The organism is Paenibacillus sp. sgz302164 (genome assembly GCF_056120505.1).
Window position 1 is genome coordinate 422,727 of record NZ_JBVYOL010000003.1, and the last position, 23,488, is coordinate 446,214.

General features: G+C 55.5%; 11 protein-coding genes. 3 read left to right on the forward strand and 8 right to left on the reverse strand.

Annotated elements, in window-relative coordinates; all coding sequences use genetic code 11:
- Positions 1–42 precede the first annotated feature (42 nt).
- The 4 genes from AC0LWT_RS07720 to AC0LWT_RS07735 form a co-directional block, all read right to left on the reverse strand.
- The gene (locus AC0LWT_RS07720) at positions 43–2,673 is read right to left on the reverse strand and encodes a glycosyltransferase (RefSeq protein WP_474680645.1); all 2,631 of its coding nucleotides are present in this window, start codon (positions 2,671–2,673) and stop codon (positions 43–45) included.
- Between the two features lie 86 nt (positions 2,674–2,759).
- On the reverse strand, positions 2,760–3,806 hold the full coding sequence (locus tag AC0LWT_RS07725; RefSeq protein ID WP_474680646.1) for a mannose-1-phosphate guanylyltransferase: 1,047 nt from the start codon (positions 3,804–3,806) through the stop codon (positions 2,760–2,762).
- Positions 3,807–3,983: 177 nt separating this feature from the next.
- Positions 3,984–12,488 carry a WIAG-tail domain gene (locus AC0LWT_RS07730; RefSeq protein ID WP_474680647.1) on the reverse strand — a complete coding sequence of 2,835 codons (8,505 nt, stop codon included), beginning with the start codon at positions 12,486–12,488 and terminating at the stop codon, positions 3,984–3,986.
- Between the two features lie 86 nt (positions 12,489–12,574).
- Entirely contained in the window at positions 12,575–13,756 is a 1,182-nt protein-coding gene (locus AC0LWT_RS07735) for a glycosyltransferase family 4 protein (protein ID WP_474680648.1), read from the reverse strand.
- Between the two features lie 213 nt (positions 13,757–13,969).
- On the opposite strand from AC0LWT_RS07735, the gene AC0LWT_RS07740 reads away from it, so the two are divergent.
- On the forward strand, positions 13,970–15,067 hold the full coding sequence (locus tag AC0LWT_RS07740) for a YheC/YheD family endospore coat-associated protein (RefSeq protein ID WP_474680649.1): 1,098 nt from the start codon (positions 13,970–13,972) through the stop codon (positions 15,065–15,067).
- Positions 15,068–15,224: 157 nt separating this feature from the next.
- Here the strand turns inward: AC0LWT_RS07740 and nagZ are convergent, their stop codons facing one another.
- Entirely contained in the window at positions 15,225–16,619 is a 1,395-nt protein-coding gene (gene nagZ, locus AC0LWT_RS07745; protein WP_474680650.1) for a beta-N-acetylhexosaminidase, read from the reverse strand.
- 27 nt (positions 16,620–16,646) lie between these two features.
- Positions 16,647–16,982 (reverse strand): hypothetical protein, encoded by a 336-nt coding sequence (locus tag AC0LWT_RS07750; RefSeq protein ID WP_474680651.1) that lies wholly within the window; start codon positions 16,980–16,982, stop codon positions 16,647–16,649.
- A gap of 1,295 nt (positions 16,983–18,277) precedes the next feature.
- On the opposite strand from AC0LWT_RS07750, the gene asd reads away from it, so the two are divergent.
- Together asd and AC0LWT_RS07760 are read left to right on the forward strand one after the other, a co-directional pair.
- Positions 18,278–19,066 (forward strand): archaetidylserine decarboxylase, encoded by a 789-nt coding sequence (gene asd / locus AC0LWT_RS07755; RefSeq protein WP_474680652.1) that lies wholly within the window; start codon positions 18,278–18,280, stop codon positions 19,064–19,066.
- Between the two features lie 32 nt (positions 19,067–19,098).
- Positions 19,099–20,361 carry an MFS transporter gene (locus AC0LWT_RS07760; RefSeq protein ID WP_474680653.1) on the forward strand — a complete coding sequence of 421 codons (1,263 nt, stop codon included), beginning with the start codon at positions 19,099–19,101 and terminating at the stop codon, positions 20,359–20,361.
- 84 nt (positions 20,362–20,445) lie between these two features.
- On the opposite strand, the gene AC0LWT_RS07765 is transcribed toward AC0LWT_RS07760, so the two are convergent.
- Both AC0LWT_RS07765 and AC0LWT_RS07770 read right to left on the reverse strand, forming a co-directional pair.
- A complete protein-coding gene (locus AC0LWT_RS07765; protein WP_474680654.1) occupies positions 20,446–21,882 on the reverse strand; it encodes an NAD-dependent malic enzyme in 1,437 nt (478 codons plus the stop codon).
- 124 nt (positions 21,883–22,006) lie between these two features.
- Positions 22,007–23,476, reverse strand: a complete 1,470-nt coding sequence (locus AC0LWT_RS07770; protein WP_474680655.1) for a hypothetical protein — start codon at positions 23,474–23,476, stop codon at positions 22,007–22,009.
- Positions 23,477–23,488: the final 12 nt, after the last annotated feature.

The window sequence follows — 23,488 nt, forward strand, 5'->3', positions numbered from 1 at the left end:
TTTCCCTCTTTCTATCCCATTTTCGAGCCAGTTGCATGGGCGCTAACCTTGCTCCTGAATCACCACCTGGAGTCGCGGCATTTTTGCGGCGGATAACCTGGGCACATAAACGCCGTGGTTGTTCGATGGGCCGTCCCGCCAGCTTTGGGCCAGCTGCGTGCAATCCAACGCAAACAGTTTGTCGGCGGGAAGCTTGGTTGCGTTCGACGCCGTTTTTTTGTAAAACGGATATTGGCGCACAGACGGGTTCGACGCGCTTTTGCCCGACCAGGACGAGCGAATCCGGTACACGAGCAGCTGCTTCGTAACCGCTTGAATGTGCATCACCGCTTTTTGGATCGTGCAGCCTTGGGGCAGCTCGCTTAAGTTAAACGAGAAATACGCAGCGGGCATACCGTCCTGCAAAATACGGCGATACCGGTTCGGCCGCAAGTATACCGTGCGTATACGGCCGTCGGCCTCGGCCGCAGGAACGTTCTGACCGGCATTCCCCTGCCCCTCCTCAAACGCGCCCTTCACCTCGTCGTACAAGCCGTCCTCCACAATTCCCTTGAATCTGTCCGCATATATCGATACACGATGGTTCTCCGCTACGTACTTGCGCGAATGCTGCCGCATCTGCTTGCGCAGCTCCTTATTTTTGTAAAGCCGCTGCATGGCGGTGTACAGCCGCTCCTCCAGCCGGCCGTCGTGGCGGATTTTGTATACCGCTTCATTCGGCAGCTCGGCATGGGCGTGGCGATTCGATACAATCGCCGCTTTCCCGTGAGACATGACGTCAAGCAGCGCTCCCGAGGCTCCTCCATCGGCAGTATCGGACAACTGGATGCATACGTCCGAATGGCTGAGCCGGGTCTGATACTCCCTCTTATCGGTGTCCGGCTTCAACTCCACGATTGCCGTAAGCCCCAGCCTGCGGATCAGCGCCTTCAATTCGTTCCAATATTCCGGCGTTCCGCGGCCGACAATGACGTACCGGATATTTTTGTTGCCGGCGGCGTAAAGCTTCTTCAAGCAGCGGAGAGCAGTCTCCAAATGCCTGTCTTTATCCACCGGGCCAAAGCTGGAAAACACAAAATCGCGGTGCATGATCAAGGAAATCATGACCGGCAGCTTTTGCGGCAGCCGGATCAGCCCGACGTTGCGGTATCCATGGCGGTTCAAATACGATTTCGCAAAACGGCTGTGAACGATAACGACTTTGGCTTTTTTCAAATAATCGTCCAAAACGTAAGCTCTTTTAGCGCCTTCCCCGCCTGACCATGCGCGGGTGAGCCGGTCCGTTCGCAAATCGTGAAGCACGACGATCCCCCCGGTTTGCAGCAAATACGGCACCATATAAGCGTGATAGGGAGTATTGCCAAACTGAAATACGACTTCATCGTACTGGCCCTCTTTTGTCCGAAAATCGCGGTGATGGAAAATATGATTCGTCACGGTTCCCTCAAGTTCGGGAGGCAATGAAGGCGTGTACCCTTTATCGATAAACAGATCGCAATCGTAATGCTCATGCAAGGAGGGTAAAATGAGGTTCACGTAGTCGGCAATTTCCGTTTGCAGCGGCGCTAGCGGCGCGAAAATGGCCAGTTTGCGGCGCAGCACATATTGGTACGCGTCCAGAACCTTGGACGCCGTCCCCTGCCAGTCGTAAGGATCCGTACGGTCGTAGCCTTTGCTGCGCAAACCGCTTCTCAATTCCTTATCCAACAAGCAACGGGTCAGCGCCTGCTGCAGGTCGGCGAAATTTCCCGGATGGACCCGGTAGGCGGCGTCGCCGGATGCGGAGCTGCCTGCCGCCTGATCGAAGGTCAGCACCGGCGTGCCGCATGCCATGGCGTCCAACACCTGCATGCCGCTGCCCTCGTAAAATGACGGATATATGAACAGTTCCGCTCCGTTATAGAGCTTCATCAGCGAAGAATCGCGCAAATGCCGAATCCATACGATATCGCTCAACGTATCGACCGCCGCCGCCGCATGGAGAATTGCGGCCTTCCCGGCTTCGCTCGTTTTGCCGATCATCACAAGCTGAAAGCAGCGGTCGTTCGCGGCATTCATGATGCCGAACGCTTGAACGAAAGCGGGAAGATGATGCTCATCGGGGACGTCGGCTATAGCGACCACAAACTTTTTCACGATGCCGTATTTGTCAAGCTCCGCCCGGTCGACCGGCACATGCCGAAATTGTTTGCCGGCGCTGCCGGGCACTACCTTCACCGATTGCGGTGCCGCTCCGAGCGTGCGGATCGTTTCCTCCTTCGACGCCTCCGAATGGGCGATCAGCAGATCGCAATTTTTTACAAATTCGAGCACTGCCGCATGCCTGGCGTGAATATCGTCATAAACCTGCGCCGTATCGAAAAAAATTTTCGGAAACAAATCTTGCAGAAGCACGGCCACTTTCGTCTTTCCGAACCATGCCTTGCTGAGGGGAGAATGGATCATATCGTAAGGGCAGAGGATTTGGTATATGTCGATTTGGCGCTCGGATAAAAACCGTTCCAGCTGCATTTGCAGGGGTAAAGCATCAGGCGCCCGATCCGGGTAAAAAAAGTGGCAGCGGCAGTTCGGCCTTTCCTTTCCGACCGCGCGGACGAGCCGCTTGGCAAACTGGGCGCCGGTCCGATTGCCGGACTTCGACAGCGTAAAGGACATATCGAATGCGATGTTCATACATTCACCACCTGATTGAACTTGGGACTTGTATTTTCCCAGTGTATGCGCGCATAAGAACGCCCATATAGACCACTAACCTGATGTCACGGAAATTGGGTGTCCCGGGGTTTGCCAAGCGGTGCATGCATGGAGTCCAAAACCGTTTTTATGTGCTGTTCTTCCGATTTTCGGCAAACTAACAAGCCGTTTTTCGTCTGGACGATGATCAGATCGTCAACTCCGATGGCGATCACCTTGAGATCCTCCGCATAAACGATGGAGCTGCCGGTGCGAAGCGCATGCACTTCGCCGAAAAACAGGTTTCCCTGCTCATCCGCCGGAAAAACCCGCTCCAGAGACGTCCATGAACCGACGTCGTCCCATGCGAAATCGACAGGGACCATGTATACGTTCTCCGCCTTTTCCAAAATGGCGTAATCCACGGATATTTTGGGCAGCGATGCATACACGCTTTCCGCGGAATCGCCCGAAAACCAAAGCTTATTCCACATCTCGCGCTGGTAAAGATTCATATAATAGCGAATCGTCGACGGCTTCCAAACGAATATGCCGCTGTTCCAATACGTATCCGGCTCCGCTATTAATTCGCGCGCCCGCTGCTCGCCCGGCTTTTCCACAAATTTCAATACCCGCTTGGCTTGGCCTGTCCCCGCTCCGGCTGCAGCCCGGATGTATCCGTACCCGGTCTCGGGCCGCGTAGGCACGATTCCCAATGTGACGATCGTTTTGTTGTTTTGCGCGATGCGTTCCGCTTCCTGCAAAGCTTTCATCAGCGCTTCGTCGTCGGGAATATATTGATCGGAAGGTGCCGTTACGAGCACATCGTCCAGCCCTTGCCGCAAAAAGAAGCGCGAAGTCAGTGCGATGCACGGTCCCGTATCCCGCTGATCGGGCTCCACAATGAAGCGGCTCGGGTCGAGGTCGGGAAGCTGCTCGCGAATTAACGCTTCGTACGAGCCGGGCGCAACGATATATATATCCGCAGCATCCAAATACTTATTAAACCTGCGGTAAGTTTGCTGGAGCATGCTTTCGCGGGAGGTCAGCGCCAGAAATTGCTTCGGCCTGGTTTCGACGCTTCGCGGCCAAAAACGCAACCCCTTCCCTCCGGCCATAATCGCCACTTTCATGCAAGCTCATCTCCTTCGCAGCGTCAAAAATTCTTCCTGTATCATATTCCTGCGGCCCTTTTCCGGACGTGGACGAATAACGGGGGAAGGGAAAAATAGGTTGCTGCCGTATGCTTCGGTACGAGCGGAGACAGCAAACGGGACCGTGCGCTTCCGCACGGTCCCGTTTGCATACCATTACGCCTTCGTCCCTGCAGCCATCCAGTTGATCACGCCGTATACGTCGGCCGAGAACCGGGTCCGTACGACCGACAAAGTGGCGGAATTCGCCTGTTTTTGCTTGAGTACGGCATAGCAGGCCGTATGATTGGTCATGGCGACCAGGACGTAATTCATATCTTCAAACGGCTCGTCGAAATAAATTTGCACTTCGACAATTTCGTCCTGCACTTTAAATTCGAACGGCATGAGGCCGAACTGCTGGATCGAAGACGGTTTTGAAGCCGGAATCCGCATCGTGCGGAAGGACAATTTTTGTTCGTCCACGCTGCCATCCGCCAGATGCTCACCGCTTACGGCGTTAGCGGCTAATTTGCCGGACGTGACGCTGGCGTCCGCCAGTTTGGCTTCCGTTACCGCGCCGTCGGCCAGCGTCTCCTGCGTAACGGAACGTTCGGTCAGCTTGCTGCCGGCCAGGCTTCGGTCGGCGATCGATTCCAACTTGATGCAATGATCAGCCAAATGCTCAAAAGTGATGGAACCCCGCTTAATATGGGTGCCGTCAATCGCATTTTCCTGGAGATGGCCGGATTCGATGGCCAGAGGCGCGATTTTGCTGCTAGTAACGGCTTCCTCGGCAATTTTGCTCGTCGTCACCGCCTGATCGTGCAGCTTTTGGGTAAGCACTTCCTCGTCGGCGATGTGTTCGCGACGTACTGCGGACAAACTGAGCTGCTCTTCTGCAACCGAGCGCCTGCTCAAGTGGCCCCCGTGAATCGATCCGGACTGCAAATGTCCGCCATGGATGGCGCCCGAAGCGATTTTCGCCGAAGTTACGCTTTCGTCCCTAAGCTTTGCCGCGTCGACGCCCCCGTCCGCCAACTGCTCGGCGGTTACGGCACCCGGCGCCAGCTTGGAGGTGGTAACGGTCCGGTCTGCCAGATGTTCGCCCCGTATCGCCCCCTCGCGGACGTGCTCGTAATCGATGCTGCCGACCGCCAGCTTGCCGGAGGTGACGGAGCCGTCCTGCAGCAAATCCGTATAAATCGAATTTGCCCGCAAATGCTCGGCTCCGATCTCGCCCGCACCGATATGCCAGGCGGCAATCGAGCCCGGGACAATATGCCCTGCGTTGACCGAAGCTTCCGCAAGGTGGCTTGAACCTACGGCTTCCGCCGCCAATACGTCTCCATCCACGCTGCCTGGAGCCAGCTTCGCTCCGCTCACGGCGCCGTCCGCCAGATGCTCGCCGCTCACAGCGTTTGCCGCCAGCTTGCTGCCGTCCACGCTTCCCGAGGCCAGCTTCGCTCCGCTAACCGCTCCATCCATGAGATTGCGCGTTTGGATCGCCCCGGCTATCAGCTTGCCGGACGTCACGCTGGCATCCGCCAGCTTCGCTTCCGTCACCGAGCCGTCAGCCAGCGCCTCCTTTGTGACGGACCGTTCATTCAGCTTGTAGCCGTCCAGGCTTCGGTCGGTGTTAGACTCCAACTTGATGCAATGTTCAGCCAAATGCTCAAAAGTGATGGACCCCCGCTTAATATGGATGCCGTCAATCACATTTTCCTGGAGATGGCGGGATTCGATGGTCAGGGGCGCGATTTTGCTGCTTGTAACGGCTTCCTCGGCGATTTTGCTCGTCGTCACCGCCTGATCGTGCAGCTTTTGGGTGATCACTTCCTCATCGGCGATGTGCTCGCGATGCACTGCGGACAAACCGAGCTGCCTTTCTGCAACCGAGCGCTCGTTCAAATGGACCGCGTGAATCGATCCGGACTGCAAATGTCCGCCATGGATGGCGCCCGGAGCGATTTTCGCCGAGACGACGCTCGCATCCTCAAGCTTCGCCGAGTCGATGCTCCCGTCCGCCAACTGCTCGGCGGTTACGGAGCCCGGCGCCAGCTTGGAGGTGGTGACGGTCCGATCTGCCAGATGTTCGCCCCGTATCGTCCCCTCGCGGACGTGCTCGTGATCGATGCTGCCGGCCGCCAGCTTGCCGGAGGTGATAGAGCCGTCCTGCAGCAAATCTGCATAAATCGAATTCGCGCGCAGATGCTCGGCTCCGATCTCGCCTGCGCCGATATGCCAGGCGGCAATCGAGCCCGGAACAATATGCCCTGCGTTGACCGAAGCTTCCGCAAGGTGGCTTGAACCCACGGCTTCCGCCGCCAATACGTCTCCATCCACACTGCCTGGAGCCAGTTTCGCTCCGCTTACGCTGCGATCGGCGAGATGCTCACTCTGCACAGCGCCGTCTGCCAGCTTGCCAGCGTCTACGCTTCCCCAGGCCAGCTTCGCTCCGCTCACGGCGCCGTCCGCCAAATGCTCGCCGCTCACGGCGTTGGCCGCCAGCTTGCTGCCGTCCACGCTGCCCGGGGCCAGCTTCGCTCCGCTAACCGCTCCATCCATGAGATTGCGCGTTTGGATCGCTCCGGCTACCAGCTTGCCGCCGTGGATGCTTTCGTTCGCCAGCTTTGCCCCGGTAATAGCGCCGTCCGCCAGATGCTCGGAGTTTACAGCGTTAGCGGCCAGCTTGCCGTTCGTTACGCTCGCATCCGCCAGTTTGGCTTCTGTTACCGCACTGTCGGCCAGCGTCTCCTTCGTGACGGAACGTTCGATCAGCTTGCTGCCGTCCAGGCTTCGGTCGGCGATAGACTCCAGCTTGATGGAATGTTCAGCCAAATGCTCGTAAGTGATGGACCCCCGCTTAATATGGGCACCGCCGATCGCATTTTCCTGGAGATGGCCGGAATCGATGGCCAGAGGCGCGATTTTGCTGCTTGTAACGGCTTCTTCGGCGATTTTGCTCGTCGTCACCGCCTGATCGTGCAGCTTTTGGGTGATCACTTCCTCATCAGCGATGTGCTCGCGACGCACTGCGGACAAACCGAGATGCATTTCTGTAATCGAACGCTCGTTCAAATGGATCGCGTGAATCGATCCGGACTGCAAATGTCCACCATGGATAGCGCCCGGAGCGATTTTCGCCGAGACGACGCTCGCATCCTCAAGCTTCACCGCACCTACGCTCCCGTCCGCCAACTGCTCGGCGGTTACGGAGCCCGGCGACAGCTTGGAGCTGGTGACGGTCCGGTCTGCCAGATGTTCGCCCCGTATCGCCCCCTCGCGGACGTGCTCGTAATCGATGCTGCCGGCCGCCAGCTTGCCGGAGGTGATAGAGCCATCCTGCAGCAAATCCGGATAAATCGAATTTGCCCGCAAATGCTCGGCTCCGATCTCGCCCGCGCCGATATGCCAGGCGGCAATCGAGCCCGGAACAATATGCTCTGCGTTGACCGAAGCTTGCGCTAGGTGGCTTGAACCTACGGACTCTGTCGCCAATATGCCTCCGTCCACGCTGCCTGGAGCCAGCTTCGCTCCGCTTACGCTGCGATCGGCGAGATGCTCACTCTGCACAGCCCCGCCTGCCAGCTTGCCTGCGTCCACGCTTCCCCAGGCCAGCTTCGCTCCGCTCACGGCGCCGTCCGCCAAATGCTCGCCGCTCACGGCGTTTGCCGCCAGCTTGCTGCCGTCTACGCTGCCCGGGGCCAGCTTCGCTCCGCTAACCGCTCCATCCATGAGATTGCGCGTTTGGATCGCCCCGGCTACCAGCTTGCCGCCGTGGATGCTTTCGTTCGCCAGCTTTGCCCCGGTAATAGCGCCGTCCGCCAGATGCTCGCAGTTTACAGCGTTAGCGGCAAGCTTGCCGGTCGTTACGCTCGCATCCGCCAGTTTGGCTTCCGTTACCGCACCGTCAGCCAGCGTCTCCTTCGTGACGGAACGTTCGATCAGCTTTTTGCCGCCGTCCAGGCTTCGATCAGCTACCGCATCAAACTTGATCGAATGTTCGGCCAAATGCTCAAAAGTGATCGACCCCTGCTTAATATGGGCGCCATCGATCGTATTTTCTTGAAGATGACGAGCTTCGATGGCCAGAGGTGCGATTTTGCTGCTTATAACGGCCTCCTCGGCAATTTTGTTCGCCGTCACGGCTTGATCGTGCAGCTTTTGGGTGATCACTTCCTCATCGGCGATGTGCTCGCGACGCACTGCGGACAAACCGAGATGCTCTTCTTCGACCGAGCGCCCGCTCAAGTGAACCGCGTGAATCGATCCGGACTGCAAATGTCCGCCATGAATGGCGCCCGGAGCGATTTTCGCCGATGTTATGCTTTCGTCCTCCAGCTTCGCCCCGCCCACGCTCCCGTCCGCCAACTGCTCGGCGGTTACGGAGCCCGGCGCCAGCTTGGAGCTGGTGACGGTCCGGTCTGCCAGATGTTCGCCCCGTATCGTCCCCTCGCGGACGTGCTCGTAATCGATGCTGCCGGCCGCCAGCTTGCCGGAGGTGACAGAGCCGTCCTGCAGCAAATCCGTATAAATCGAATTTGCGTGCAAATGCTCGGCTCCGATCTCGCCCGCGCCGATATGCCAGGCGGCAATCGAGCCCGGGACAATGTGTTCCGCGTTGACCGAAGCTTGCGCAAGGTGGCTTGAACTTACGGACTCCGCCGCCAATACGTCTCCGCCCACGCTGCCCGGCGCCAGCTTCGCTCCGCTTACGCTTTGATCGGCGAGATGCTCACTCTGCACAGCCCCGCTTGCCAGTTTGCCGGCATCGACACTGCCGTCAGACAGCTTCGCTCCGCTCACGGCGCCGTCCGCCAAATGCTCGCCGCTCACGGCGTTTGCCGCCAGCTTGCTGCCGTCCACGCTGCCCGGGGCCAGCTTCGCTCCGCTAACCGCTCCATCCATGAGATTGCGCGTTTGGATCGCCCCGGCTACCAGCTTGCCGCCGTGGATGCTTTCGTTCGCCAGCTTTGCCCCGGTAATAGCGCCGTCCACCAGATGCTCGCAGCTTACAGCGTTAGCCGCAAGCTTGCCGGTCGTTACGCTCGCATCCGCCAGTTTGGCTTCCGTTACCGCACCGTCGGCCAGCGTCTCCTTCGTAACGGAACGTTCGATCAGCTTTTTGCCGCCGTCCAGGCTTCGATCGGCTACCGCATCAAACTTGATCGAATGTTCGGCCAAATGCTCAAAAGTGATCGACCCCTGCTTAATATGGGCACCATCAATCGTATTTTCCTGGAGATGGCAGGTTTCGATGGCCAGAGGTGCGATTTTGCTGCTTGTAACGGCTTCCTCGGCGATTTTGCTTGTCGTCACCGCTTGATCGTGCAGCTTTTGGGTGATCACTTCCCCATCGGCGATGTGCTCGCCGCTCACGGCGTTTGCCGCCAGCTTGCTGCCGTCCACGCTGCCCGAAGCCAGCTTCTCTCCGCTAACCGCCCCATCCATGAGATTGCGCGTTTGGATCGCTCCTGCCGCCAGTTTGCCGCCGTGGATGCTTTCGTCCGCCAGCTTTGCCCCGGTAATGGCGTCGTCCGCCACATGCTCGCCGTTTACAGCGTTAGCGGCAAGCTTGCCGGACGTTACGCTGGCTTCCGCCAGTTTCGTTTCCGTTACCGCACCGTCGGCCAAAGTCTCCTGCGTGACGGATCGTTCGATCAGCTTTTTACCCCCGTCCAAGCTTCGGTCGGCCACCGCATCAAACTTAATCGATTGTTCGGCCAAATGCTCAAAAGTAATCGACCCCTGCTTAATATGCGCGCCGTCAATCGTATTTTCTTGAAGATGGCTGGATTCGATGGCCAAAGGCGCGATTTTGCTGCTTGTAACGGCTTCCTCGGCAATTTTGTTCGTCGTCACGGCCTGATCGTGCAGCTTTTGCGTGATAACTTCCTCATCGGCGATGTGCTCGCGACGCACTGCGGACAAACCGAGCTGCTCTTCGGCAACCGAGCGCCCGCTCAAATGGACCGCGTGAATCGATCCGGACTGCAAATGTCCGCCATGGATGGCTCCGGGAGCAATTTTCGCCGACGTTACGCTTTCGTCCTCCAGCTTCGCCGCGCCCACGCTCCCGTCCGCCAACTGCCCGGCAGTTACGGAGCCCGGCGCCAGCTTGGAGGTGGTGACGGCCCCATCTGCCAAGTGTTCGTCAAGTATCGTCCCCTCGCGGACGTGCTCGGATTCGATGCTGCCGGCCGCCAGCTTGCCGGAGGTGACAGAGCCGTCCTGCAGCAAATCCGTATAAATCGAGTTCGCGCGCAAATGCACGGCTCCGATCTCGCCCGCGCCGATATGATCGGCGGCAATCGAGCCGGGGACAATGTGTTCCGCGTTGACCGAAGCTTCCGCAAGGTGGCTTGCACCTACGGCTTCCGCCGCCAATATGCCTCCGTCCACACTGCCCGGAGCCAGCTTCGCTCCGCTTACGCTTCGATCGGCGAGATGCTCGCTCTGCACAGCGCCGCTTGCCAGCTTTTCCGCGTCTACGCTTCCCGAGGCCAGCTTCGCTCCATTCACGGCGCCGTCGGCCAGATGACGCGCATGGATCACTCCGGGAACAATCTTGCTTCCGTGAATGCTTTCATTCGCAAGCTTGGCCGCGGTGATGCTGCCGTCGGCGATATGTTCACTGGATACGGCCTTGAGGGCAAGCTTGTCGGACGTTACGCTAGAGTCCGCCAGCTTTGCCAGCCCGACAGCTCCGTCTGCGATTTTGGCTTCAGTTACGACCTGATCGCCGAGCGCCGAAGCAAGAATCGAACCGGCTTGCATATGCTGCGCTCCTATGCTGCCATATGCGATCTTTTGCTCCGTAACTGCGCCGTCGGTCAGCGTCTCCTCCGAGACAGACCGTTCGATCAGTTTCTTGCCGCTAAGGCTTCGATCGGCGAACACATCGAGCCTGATGGAATTTTCGCCCAGATGGTCCGATGTAATCGATCCGGGTTTAATATGGAAGCCTTCGATGATGCCTTCCTGAAGATGGCGCATTTCAATCGTAAGCGGAGCTATTTTGCTGCCTGTTACCGCTTCTTCGGCTATTTTGCTCGTCGTCACGACCTCATCTTGCAAATGTCTGGTAATAACCTCTTCGCCGGCGATATGTTCGCGGTGAATGGCCAGCAAGCCGATTTGCTCTTCTCCGACCGAATGGTCCGCCAGATGTTCCCCGGATAAGGTGCCTTGCTGCAAATGGCCGCCATGGACGGCTCCGGGGGCAATTTTGGCCGATGAGACACTTTCATCCGCGAGCTTATCCGTACCAACGCTCCAGTCGGCTAATTGTTCGGAGGCAACCGACTCCGGCGCAAGCTTGGAAGAAGTTACGGCAGCATCTGCCAAGTGTTCGCCGAGTATGGCATGATCTTGAATGTGCCGGGAATGAACCGAGCCATCCTGCAGTTTCCCGGGGGCAACGGATGCATCCTGGAGCAGATCCTCATGAATGGAGCCGGGGCGGATATGATCGGGGCCGATTTGTCCCGTCCCTATATGCTTGTCGGCAATTGCCCATTTGGCGATGTGCTCCGGTTGAACCGCGGATTCCGTGATGTGAAAGGATTCGATGGAGCCGTACGCTATTTTGCGGCCGCTGACCGCCTGATCGGCAAGCTTTTCTTCCATTACCGATTGATTGACGAGTTTGTCGGCCGTAATGGAATCGTTCTGCAAATGATGCTCGCAAATCGAATCATCCATAAGATGATCGCCGTTCACTTGACCGGGGGCTATGCTTTCGCTTTGCACGCTGCCTGGCGACAAATGTTCGTACAGGACGCTTTCAGGCTGCAGATGGGCGGAGCCGACGCTCCCATCTGCAATTATTTTCGCAGTGACCGATTGATCTCTCAGTTTCTCCGTTGTAATTGCCGTATCGGCAATTTTAGCCGCATCGATGATATAGTTGGAAAGATGCTTCGCTTGTATGGCTCCGCTGCGTATTTTTTCCGATGTTACGGCCTGATCGTCGATCAATTCTGTGGAAACAATCATCTCGGCCAGGTGATGCGGGAAAATCGAACCGTCCGCAATTTTTAACGAATCAATCGCCTGATCCGACAATTTGTCCGCTGTAATGCTATTGTTGAGCAGTTTGCTTCCGGAAATGGACATGTCCTGGATTTTGTAGCCGGAGATCGCTTGCGGCGCAATGTGTTCGTCGTGAACGGCGCCAGGGGAAAGTTTTTCTTTCGTTACGCTTGAGGAAGCCAACTTCGTGTGATCAATAGAAAAATCTTTGATCAATTTGCCGACGATACTCTGCGGCTTAATTTTCGTTTCATCGATAGCCCGATTGGCAATCTTTTCTCCCGTGACGGCTTCCTCAACGATATCGTCCGTATAAATGACAGGGTTCGTTGAAAAATCTCTGCCTTTGCGCTCCGAAAACAGGATCAATGGAGGCGCAGACATTGCAGCGTGGCCGGATGGCGCAGCCGCGGAAGGCTGATTTTTGTCCGCAGCTGACGGATCTGTTTTCCGCGGCTTGACGGCATCTTTCGTCTCATTGTCGTCAATGTCTGTTTGAGGTTGATCCAATAAATCGGAAACTTGCTTTTTTTTGATCGATACCTGTTCGGTTTCATCTAACCATTGAAGCTCGTTCGTATTGGCATTCACTCTCTGCACTTGCGGTTTCCGGATTGCTCCCCGGCCGCCTTTCCGTTTGTTCATAGACTCCTCTCCATTCGTACGCGATCTAGTCATTTGTATATTCATCTCCGCAAAAAGATGTACGTTCGCCCTTATAAAATGTGCGCTTACCTATTCAAACCCCGTTTTGCCAATGACTGGTACAGCTCGTGACGCCGTTCGGCACTCCGCTCCAAGGCGAACTTCTGCCGCACTTTTTGCGCCGCCAGCTCTCCCATTGCGTATTGCAGCTCGGGGCTTCCAAGCAGCCGCAGCAAATAGCGGGGCAGTTCTTCGGCTAAATAGCCGGTATCCATCAAATACCCGGTTGTCCCGTCCTCGATCAGCTCCCGCATCTCGACCGACCGCGGCACCACGACCGGCACGCCCGACGCCATCGCCCCGATACAGACCGGATCGAACCCTTCGTGCGAAGCCGACGGGATAGCGACGATATCCGCGATCCGGTACCATTTGGACATTTCGTCCCGGGAAACATCAGAGACGAAGCGGACATACTGCGGTATCGCGCCGCCCGATTCGTAAAGCTTGCGGACATAGTCCGTCTGACGGTCCGCACCGTTGAGCGCGCTTCCGACAATAAGCAGGACGGCATCGGGCTCCTTCGGAACCACCTGGATCATCGCATCCAGGAGATGATGCGCTCCTGTTTCCGGAATAAGTCTGCCGGCAAACAAGATGATTTTGCGCTTTTCGAGTCCAAGCTCCTGCAGCAGCTGCGAACGGGATTCTTTCGCTTGAGGGGACCATTTGGACATGAACCGCATAGGGTCCGCTCCCCAATGCTGGACAACCAGCTTATGGGCGATCTGGGGCACTTTGCGCCGCAGCGTTTTTCCCAGAAACTCGCCGTTCACTAAAATTGTATTCGCGGCGCGCAGACATGCGGCAAGCTCCTTGGAGGAGATGCGGTATGGCGCGATCGCCGATGCGGAATGCAGCACGAGGCTGATCTTGGCCCCAGGGTGCCTGTTGCGCAGTTGGCGGACGAGCCTCGGCCGGTTCTCGATCTGAATGACGGATGGCCGCAGCCCTGCGATTTTCTTGCTGATTTTTTCCAAATAAGCGACAGGATTCGCATAAGGAACCCGAACATAGTTCACTCCTTCCTGTTCTTCGCTTTCCGGCTGCAGACCCGCCTTACGTCCTAAAACGCAGACCGTCATCCGTTTCGCCAACTGCCGGGCCGATTCGCAAATCGCCTGATCGATCGGGCCTCCCGATTTTGACGGCACGGGACCAATACCGGATGTAACAATAGCCACACTCACGGATTTTGTGTTCAACATGATCCAGCTCCTTTTCAGCCTATACTTTATTCATATGCGGAAATACAGGCAAAGACTGGGTGTATATCCCGGAAATCCGAGACAAATGCCGTCTCTGGAATTCATGAATCCACGGCACCAGCACAAACAAGCATGAGTGCTTTTTCATATACTGATTCAAGCGCAGCCATAACCGTAATACACTACCCGGCACCTGCTAAAGGAGTGAAGCTTATGGGAGATCCTTATGTCGGCATCCTCGTCAACGACACCTTGTACGAAGGCATTCCCCAAGGCAAAACGACTTATGAAGAGATCTCCTATTACAGCGATGCCGCCAAACAATACGGTATCGTTCCTGCCTATTTCCGTCTGCAGGATGTAGCTGCCGATTCTTTGAAAGTGATTGCGCATATCCAGAAAGGAACGGAAATTACCCGGGAAACGATCGATCTGCCCAAAGTCATTCACAATCGCGCCATTTACCGGAATCTCCAAAACTATCAGACGATGGAAAACTGGGTTGAGCGCGGCGCCATTTTGTTCAATCGATGGAACCGTTACAACAAGCTGCTTATCCATCAGCTTCTTATGAAAGACGAAACGATCCGCCCCCATCTTCCCGGCACCAAACCCGCAACCAAGGCGAGCATAAACAGAATGATGAAATTTTACGATTCTCTCATTGTCAAACCGGCGAACGGCAGCATCGGCCGCGGCGTCATGAAACTGGACCGCACCCGAACCGGGTGGAGGCTTACGTATCCGACAACTTTAAAAACCGGCAATACCGGCTGGCAAATTGCCAAATTTCGCAACGAACTTCCGCCGCTGCTGCAAAATACGATCGACAATCACGCCTGCATCGTCCAACAGCGTCTACCGCTCGCCACTTATGAAGGGCGGCCGTTCGATTTGCGCATATCCGTGCAGCGCGGAGCGGATGGGAATTGGGGAATTACGGGCATCGTCGCCAAAGTCGCTGCGCCCAAGCTTTTTGTGACCAATGTGGCACAAGGCGGGACTGTTATGACGTTATCCGACATTTTGTCACGCGAATACCCGCTTCTCAATCAGGCCGCCGTCCACCGGAAAATCGCCGATTTTACGCTGCGGGTCGCCCGCCATTTGGGCAGGGAACTTCCGCACTTGGCCGATATCGGACTGGACATCGGAATGACGGCCGACGGCTTCCCGATGTTTATTGAATGCAATGGAAAAGATCAGCGCTACAGCTTCCGGGAAGCAGGCATGATGGAAGAGTGGAAATTGGCCTACTACAATCCGATCGCCTACGCCAAATTTTTGCTGGACGGGGGCACTCCGCTATGAGATAAACCTCTATCGAAGATGAGCGACCGCGTTTACCAAGCCGCGAATCCGGCGCATTCATTGCACGCCAAAAAACCGTTTCATATGCCGACTCCGGCAGAAACGGTTTTCCACGATAATTTACGCTTTTATTTTCCCGGCGCAGCCGACCGTGCTCTCAAGAGCCTCCTCCGTTAGCTTCCAAAAGCTTCCGGACCGCCGCATTCAGCGCCTTGACATCCGGCACCGGCACCTGTTCGTCGCTGACCTGATAACGGGCTTTCAGTTCCATAACCTGCGCGGCGCTTTGATCGATCGTCCGCATCGGGATGCGCTGCTCTTTCACAGCCTTGCGCAGAGCATCGATTACGGTCACCACTTTATCGTAGTCATGGCCTACCAGGATCACATTTGCGCCTGCAAGCACCGACCGCACCGCCGCTTCGCCGATCTCATAATTTTTCACGACCGCCCCCATCGTCATGTCATCCGTGATGACAAGCCCTTTGAACCCCATTTCCTTACGCAGCAAATCCGTAATGATTTTGCCGGACAACGAAGCCGGATACTGCTTATCCACCTTGGGCAGCAAAATGTGCGCGACCATCACCGCATCCGCCTGTTCCTTCACCGCTGCGGCAAAAGGGACGAGCTCCAGCTGGCGCAGCCGGGCCAAATCATGCTGCACGACCGGCAAACCGACGTGCGAATCGACAGACGTATCCCCGTGCCCGGGAAAATGCTTGACGACCGGCACGACATGCTGGGCCTGCAGCCCTTTCATCGTTTGGATGCCCAAATCGCTCACCAAAGCCGCATTCGCCCCAAAAGACCGGTCTCCGATGACCGGATTGTTCGGATTGCTGTTAATATCGAGCACCGGCGCAAAATCCATGTTCAAGCCGTATGCTTTCAGCTCGCTGCCCAACAACCCGCCGATCCCGTATGCCAAAGGTTTCCGGTTGATTCGGCCGATCGCCTTGTTCGAAGGCGTCTTGACCAGCTCATCGGGAAGCCGGGTCACCCTGCCGCCCTCTTCGTCCACGCTCAGCCACAAAGGCGTCTGGCTGCCGCCTTGATTCGCTTGTTTCAGTTTGTTGACAAGCCCCACGAGCTGGGCCGAATTTTGAATATTATTTTTATACAAAATAATGCCGCCTACATGATAGGTTCCGATCAAATCCTGCGTAGAACGGCTTACGTCCTGCCCGTCAATGCCCGCGATGATCATTTGCCCGATTTTTTCTTCGGGGCTCATGGCGGCCAATTTCTCGGAGACCGTCCCGGACGCAGGAAGCGCCGCCGGGCTGGAAGCCGCTGTCCCGCCGGGACGATCGGATTTCAGACAACCCGTCAGGAGCACCATGCTTATCGTCATGCAGCTCAGCACGCGAACGTATCGGGTCAAAGCAGCACCAGCCAAAGTAACGCCATTCAAAGTAACACCAGTTAAAGTAACGCTAATTAAAGTAACACTAGTTAAAATAACACTAATCAATGTAACAGCAGTCAAAGTAACGCCAATCGCAGTAACACCAGTCAAAATAACGCTAATTAAAGTAACTCCAGTCAAAGCAACACCTTCTTCTTGGATCGGATTTCAAGATAATGGAATGCTCGCCACCACCATATTGACGCTGCTGTTTAGTAGTAAGTTGCAGACCGAATTGCTGTATGCCGCTGCAAAACTTGCAAACTCCCATGCCGTCATAGACGTCACCCGAATGAAATAATTCCGGCCTGCACCGACATGCAGCACAACACCGCCCGCGCGGTGTTGCGACAAAAGCGAGGAATGCCTGTAAATTCGCAAATGCAGCGTTTTTCTAAAAACAGCGAAGCCCTTCGCTTCATTTCCTGTAAAGCCTGTCGCTGCTTGAACTGTTCCTGCGAATATACAATTCTCGCCATAAAAACCTATGCTCAAACCCATCATGAACAAACTTTTCTCTAAACCTAGTCAATTTTCTAGAGAGCAGCCGCAAGGGCAGGAGCGAATGAAAATTTTTCATTTTGCCGCCTAATGACAGTCCGAGCCGGTTGCGAAACGCTTCGTAAATGCAATGTCTGGCAGCGCGCGGTGTTTCGCTGCATGACGGCGGTCGGTCCGAAAGTCAGGCTAGTGGAAAACGTGCATTGAAGAGACGCATCTCTTTGAACATGTTGAAAACCTGCGAAAGTCAGGTAGTAGGAAAGCGTACATTGGAGAGACGTGTCTCTATAAACGCATAAAAAATTTGTGAAAGTCAGGCTGGTGGGTTAGAGAAACTAGAAGGGCACAGCCGCTCTTCCCCAACCCGCGCCTCTATTGCACGGGTTGCGGTGCTGAAGTGGAGGGGACAAGGCGGCTTGGCAGGGGGAAAACCTGCGAAAGTGCAGGTTTTTTCCGGGAAACCGGGTCGTTTTTGGGAAAAGCCTGCAATTGTGCAGGAATTTTCGATGAAAACGAACCTAAGCCCCTGCTCGCGGCGAAAAGCCTGCACATTTGCAGGAATTTTTCGCTGCCGGCGTTTCCATCGAGCAAAAACTGTATTTTTGCAGGTTTTCTTCGTGCAACCGGACAGATTGTGCGACCGGCTCAGGCGTGTGAGTCTAGGCAGCCTGCGCACGTGTAGTTTTTTCGACGGAAACGATTGGTTTGAGGAAAAGCCTGCAATAGTGCATGATGTCTCCTGTCATGATGGGGCTGAGCCCCGAATATCCGCAAAAAACCACACGATTGCAGGCATTTTTCGAGGCAGGCAGGCCTCCGAGCAAATGCAGCCAGATCTAAATCGGTGGATTAACAGGAAACCGTACATACTTAAAGCTCTGAAACTATCAAACGATCACCCACATTTTCAGAGCTGACGCTGCACTAGCGATGCACGATTTTCATCTTCATGGTTGCCGCCCACAGCGCCACGGGGCTTTTGCAGCTTTTCTCCGCGTCGCACACGATACACCTGCTCTAGGCGGCGGGCGGGTCACCCTTCCGCAGGCTTTTCACGCCCACGCCCACGCCACACACACCATACACACCATGTCAACCAAACTCCACCGAAACCGGTTGCGCCGTCTGCGACGGTGAACGGTCGATCGCTTTTAAGCAACCGGCTGCGCCATCCATGACGCTCGGTCAACGGCTTTTAAAATTAGAAATAGCTGGAAGAGCAATTGCTTCTTCTTGCATTCTGTGGCAAGATAATCGAAGAACCTAACAACGATTGAAAGAACAGGAGCCATTCATCTATGTCCAAACCGTTTTTCCGATTGCTAACGGAGCTGTCGTCACGCAAATGGGTGTCGCAGTTGACCGGAGCTTTTGCCAAATCCAAAGCGAGCAGGCTGTTCATTCCGCGATTTGCCCAAACGTACGGAATTCGCATCGAGGACGCCGAGAAGCATATGAAGGAATACGCTTCTTTGAACGATTTTTTCACCAGAAGGCTGAAGCCCGGACTGCGGCCCGTCGATGAAGACACCACCCGCCTCGTAAGTCCGGTCGATGCGAAGATTACAGGCATAGGCGACATCAAGGACGGCTTGATCGTGAACGTAAAAGGTCAGGATTATACGATCGACGAACTGCTGAATCGCTCTCCGCGGACGGTAAACTACCGGAACGGCTTTTATTTCGTTCTTTATTTAAGCCCTACCGACTATCACCGCATTCATTCCCCTGTGACCGGAGAAGTGCTGGAGAAGGAGCATGTGCCCGGCAAAGTATACCCGGTGAACGAGTTCGGCCTGCGCCACATGCGCAGAGTGCTCAGCCGCAACGAGAGGCTGATTACTTTCATCAGGCACGAAGCCGGCGAAGTGGCCGTCGTCAAAGTCGGAGCGCTGAACGTCAGCAGCATTCGATATGCCGAACCGCTGCCGAGCCATCTGGAGCGCGGACAAGAGCTCGCCTATTTCGAATTCGGCTCGACGGTCGTGCTGCTGCTCGAACAAGGCATGTTCCGGCCTCGCGCGGATCTACAGGTGGACAGCAAGGTGAATATGGGAGAATCGCTCGGCATCTTCCTACATAAATAAACGGCCGGGCGCCCGAAAGGAGTGGAGAGAACATGGCTTCATCGACAACTGCGTCTCCGAAACCCGGCTCGCAGCGGCTGCATAATACAGGAGATGTCAAACCGACCGTATACCGCATTTTGTTTGCGATAGGTCTTGTGCATTTGCTGAACGATTCGATTCAATCCGTTATACCCGCCATCTTTCCTATTTTAAAAAGTGAGATGGGCTTAAGCTACACCCAGGTCGGATGGGTACAGTTCGCCATCAACTTTACGGCATCGATCATGCAGCCCGTTGTGGGCCTATATACGGATCGCAAACCTTCTCCCTACATGCTGCCCATCGGTATGGCCTCCACGCTGATGGGCATGCTGCTGCTCGCCTTTGCGCCCGCTTACTGGGCCGTGCTGCTGGCCGTCTGTCTGGTCGGTCTGGGTTCGGCGGCCTTTCATCCCGAAGGATCGCGCGTCTCCCATATGGCGGCCGGAGACCGCAAAGGCTTGGCCCAATCGATTTTTCAGGTCGGCGGCAATGCAGGGCAGTCTTTGGCTCCCGTTATGACCAAATGGATTTTCATTCCGCTCGGCCTGTTCGGCTCGATCTGGTTCACCGGCGTCGCGGCGCTAGCGATCGTCGTGCAAATGTACATCGCAAGCTGGTACAAATCCGTATTGCGGGACGCCCCTGCGAAAGTCAAGCAAGCCGTCAAAAGCAAAGTCAATCCGCAGCGGCGCAAGCAGGTGTTGTTTGCGATCTGCATCCTGATTTTTCTCGTCTTTGTCCGTTCCTGGTACGGAGCGGCGATGAGCGGGTATTTCGCATTTTTCCTGCAGGATAAATACGGAATGTCCATAGACCGCGCGCAGGATTTCATTTTCCTCTTCCTTGCCGCGGGAGCTGTCGGAACGTTTTTCGGCGGGCCGCTGGCCGACCGGTTCGGCCGAAGAAATATCATTTTCTTCTCCATGCTCGGATCGGCGCCGTTTGCCCTGCTTTTGCCGCACGTCGGCTACACATGGTCTTATATCATTCTCCTCATCATCGGCTTCATTTTGCTTTCGAGCTTTTCCGTGACCGTCGTCTACGCGCAAATGCTGTATCCCGGCAAAGTAGGCACCGTGTCCGGTCTAGTGACCGGGCTTGCCTTCGGGATGGGCGGGATCGGCAGCGTCGTCCTCGGCAATCTGTGCGATACGCTCGGCACGACCCGCGTGATGGAACTGTGCGCCTTCCTGCCGCTGATCGGCATCCTGACCTTCCTGCTCCCTTCGGACCGCAAGCTGAAGGAATGGACGGAAGAAAGCGCGGCATAACCGCCGCCCGCTCCACGCAAAAAAACCTTGTCCGGCGAAGCCCGCGTTTCATAACGCAGCGCTCGACGTACAAGGTTTTTTGGTTTATTCGTGATGCGCTTCCTGCTCGCGGGCGCTTTTGCGTCTGGCCACGCCCGACTCGTAGGCCGCTTCCATGACCGCTTCGCGCACTTTTTCCACCACGGCCGAATTGAACACGCTCGGAATGATGTAGTATTCGTTCAGCTCGTCGTCGCTCACGACGGAAGCGATCGCCTTGGCCGCGGCCAGCTTCATTTCCTGGGTAATACGGGAAGCCCGGCAATCCAGCACGCCGCGGAACATGCCCGGAAAACAGAGCACGTTGTTGATCTGGTTCGGATAATCCGAACGCCCTGTCGCCATAACGCGGACGTAAGGCTCCGCTTCCTCCGGCGTAATCTCCGGAGTCGGATTGGCCATGGCGAACACGATCGGATCTGCCGCCATTTGCTTTACGTCTTCGACTTTTAAAACGCCGGGACCCGACAGCCCGATAAAAATATCAGCCCCGGAAATAACGTCCTTCAAAGCGCCCCGCTGCTGATGAGGATTCGTATTTTGCGCGTACCATTCCCACGCCTCGCTGGCGTAACTTTCACCGCGCACGAGCGCTCCCTGACGGTCGACGCCGATCACGTTCGTGACGCCTGCGGCCAGCAGCATTTTCGTGCAGGCAATCCCTGCGGCTCCAATGCCTGTAACGACCACTTTGCAGTCCTCCAGCCGTTTTCCGGTCAATTTGACCGCGTTGAGCAGACCCGCCAGCAGAACGACCGCCGTTCCGTGCTGATCGTCGTGGAACACCGGAATGTCGAGTTCTTCAATAAGCCGGTTCTCAATTTCAAAACATCTCGGAGAAGATATATCCTCCAAATTTATCCCGCCGAAAGCAGGAGCGATCGCTTTTACGGTGCGAATGATTTCTTCGGTATCCTGCGTATCCAGGCAGATCGGGAAAGCATCGACGCCCGCCATCTGTTTGAACAGCATCGCCTTGCCCTCCATGACCGGCATCGCCGCTTCAGGGCCGATATTGCCAAGTCCGAGCACAGCCGTCCCGTCCGATACGACGGCAACCGTATTCCGTTTAATCGTCAAAGAATGCGCCTTTGCAGGATCTTCGTGGATAGCCATACAGACCCGGGCGACACCCGGCGTATACACGCGGGACAGGTCGTCCCGGTTTTTGATCGGCATTTTCGGACTCACTTCAATTTTGCCGCCAAGATGCATCAGAAACGTCTGATCGGAAATGTTGACGAGCTGCACGCCGGGAAGACTTTTTAACGCATTTACAATGTTGTCCGTTTGCTGCGGATCGCTAACTTTTACCGTAATATCGCGCGTTGTCGTCGTTTTGCTAGCCCGGGTCACGTCAATTGCCACGATATCGCCGCCGGCGTCTCCGATCGCTGTTGCAACTTTACCAAAAGTCACCTGTTCCTTGTGCATTTCCAGACGCACAATGATACTGGTGCCGCCACCATTCAGCCCCGCCATAAAAAGGATCACTCCTATGCGAATTTTGATTGCCATTGAACTTTACAATCATAGCATAATTGCTTCCTTCGAACAAAAGTCCCGTCCGTTTCGACGCTGAAACCAATATATGCAGCCGGAATCGTTAGGAACCGGACACATAGATCGGAGCTATTTTTTCAAGCAAGCTTTTTATTTGTGCCTGGCTCAGCGACCCGCCGTATTTTAAAATCATGGCAAGAATGTCTTCGATGCCAAGCCGATTGTCCCCGTTCGTATCCCCTGCCGGTTCCATAATCAGATAAGGCTCGGCCTCCGAACCGATTCCCGAAAGCACCGTAAACCCTTCTTTCAAATGAATGACAGGCCGCACGTCGTGATCCATCGGATAAAAGTAAATGCGCTCCATGCCGTCGTATACGCCTGCTATGTACCAATACACGTAAGAGCTTCCATGAATAGGATTCATCAGCCACCAAGGTTTGTTCTCTGTGCCGTAGTACAGCCTGACGCCCCTATCCCTTAATTCCTCATACTTGTCAAAAGATAAAAGTCCCACGTTCGCCGTCACACTATGGGATTCGTAGTTCGAATCGTACTCCGCGTAAGGATTGTCGCCCCCCTCGTATTTCAACGGGGTATTGTCAAACTCGTAGGGAACGATCCACTTTTTGTTAGCCCCCAAACTTTCGTAGAAATCGTGGTTTACATAATAAGCGACCGTTCCCGGCACGCTTTGTTTAAATTCCAGAAGATCGCCTGCCTGCTCCCACTGATAAATACCGCCGCCGCCTGATTGCCTTTCCCAGGGCATTGCGCCCAAGCTGTCTTTCAAGAGCAGCTCGCCCCTTTCAGGGTTGGTCACAATCCAGTCCTTATCGGCAAATTTGACGATGGCGCCGCGGCTCGCATCGCTCAAATGTTCGGGCATGGGAATGGAAGCCGCAAGCTTGTAACCTCCGTCACCGTCCGAAAGCGCAAATAAATCCGGATTCACATGAATAACCGGGCGGACGATCATCGCCTCGTTCAGAGCCGACGTCTCCAGCAAACTTTTATACGGACTCACATAGTAGACGCTTCCCGTAACGGAGGCAGTCATCAAATACCAATTGCCCCTGTACGGAAAAGTTTCCGAAACTTCTCCGCCAAGGAGTGAATCTTTGATCGCCAAAAAGCGGTCTTTGGACAAAAGCCCGACTTTCGCTTGCACGGTCATGTTCGGATTGTTATCGGTCGTCGGCCAGTTGTAATTTTGAATCCAGGCAAGCTGTTCGGGCGTACCGGAATAAGTGAACAAGTTGTTGTAAAAATCGGTATTCAAGTATTCCGCAACGGAGCCGGCTGTGCCGGGGTTAAACAAAGCCTGGCTTCCCCACACGCGCTGCCTTGAACTGCTGACCTCGCTCAAAAGCAGCTCCCCGCTGGCCGGGTCGGTCAACTTCCAGTTGTAATCCCCATACTGGATTCTGGCGCCGGGAGATACTTCTGTTAAATGCTGAGCAATGTCCCCCGCGCCCGGCAAGCGGGCAAAGCCGGCCACGGGCATCAGCATGAACAGCGCACCCAGCAAAGAAGCCAAAAGAGCCATGCGGTACAACATTTTCATCCTCATTGTCCACTCTCC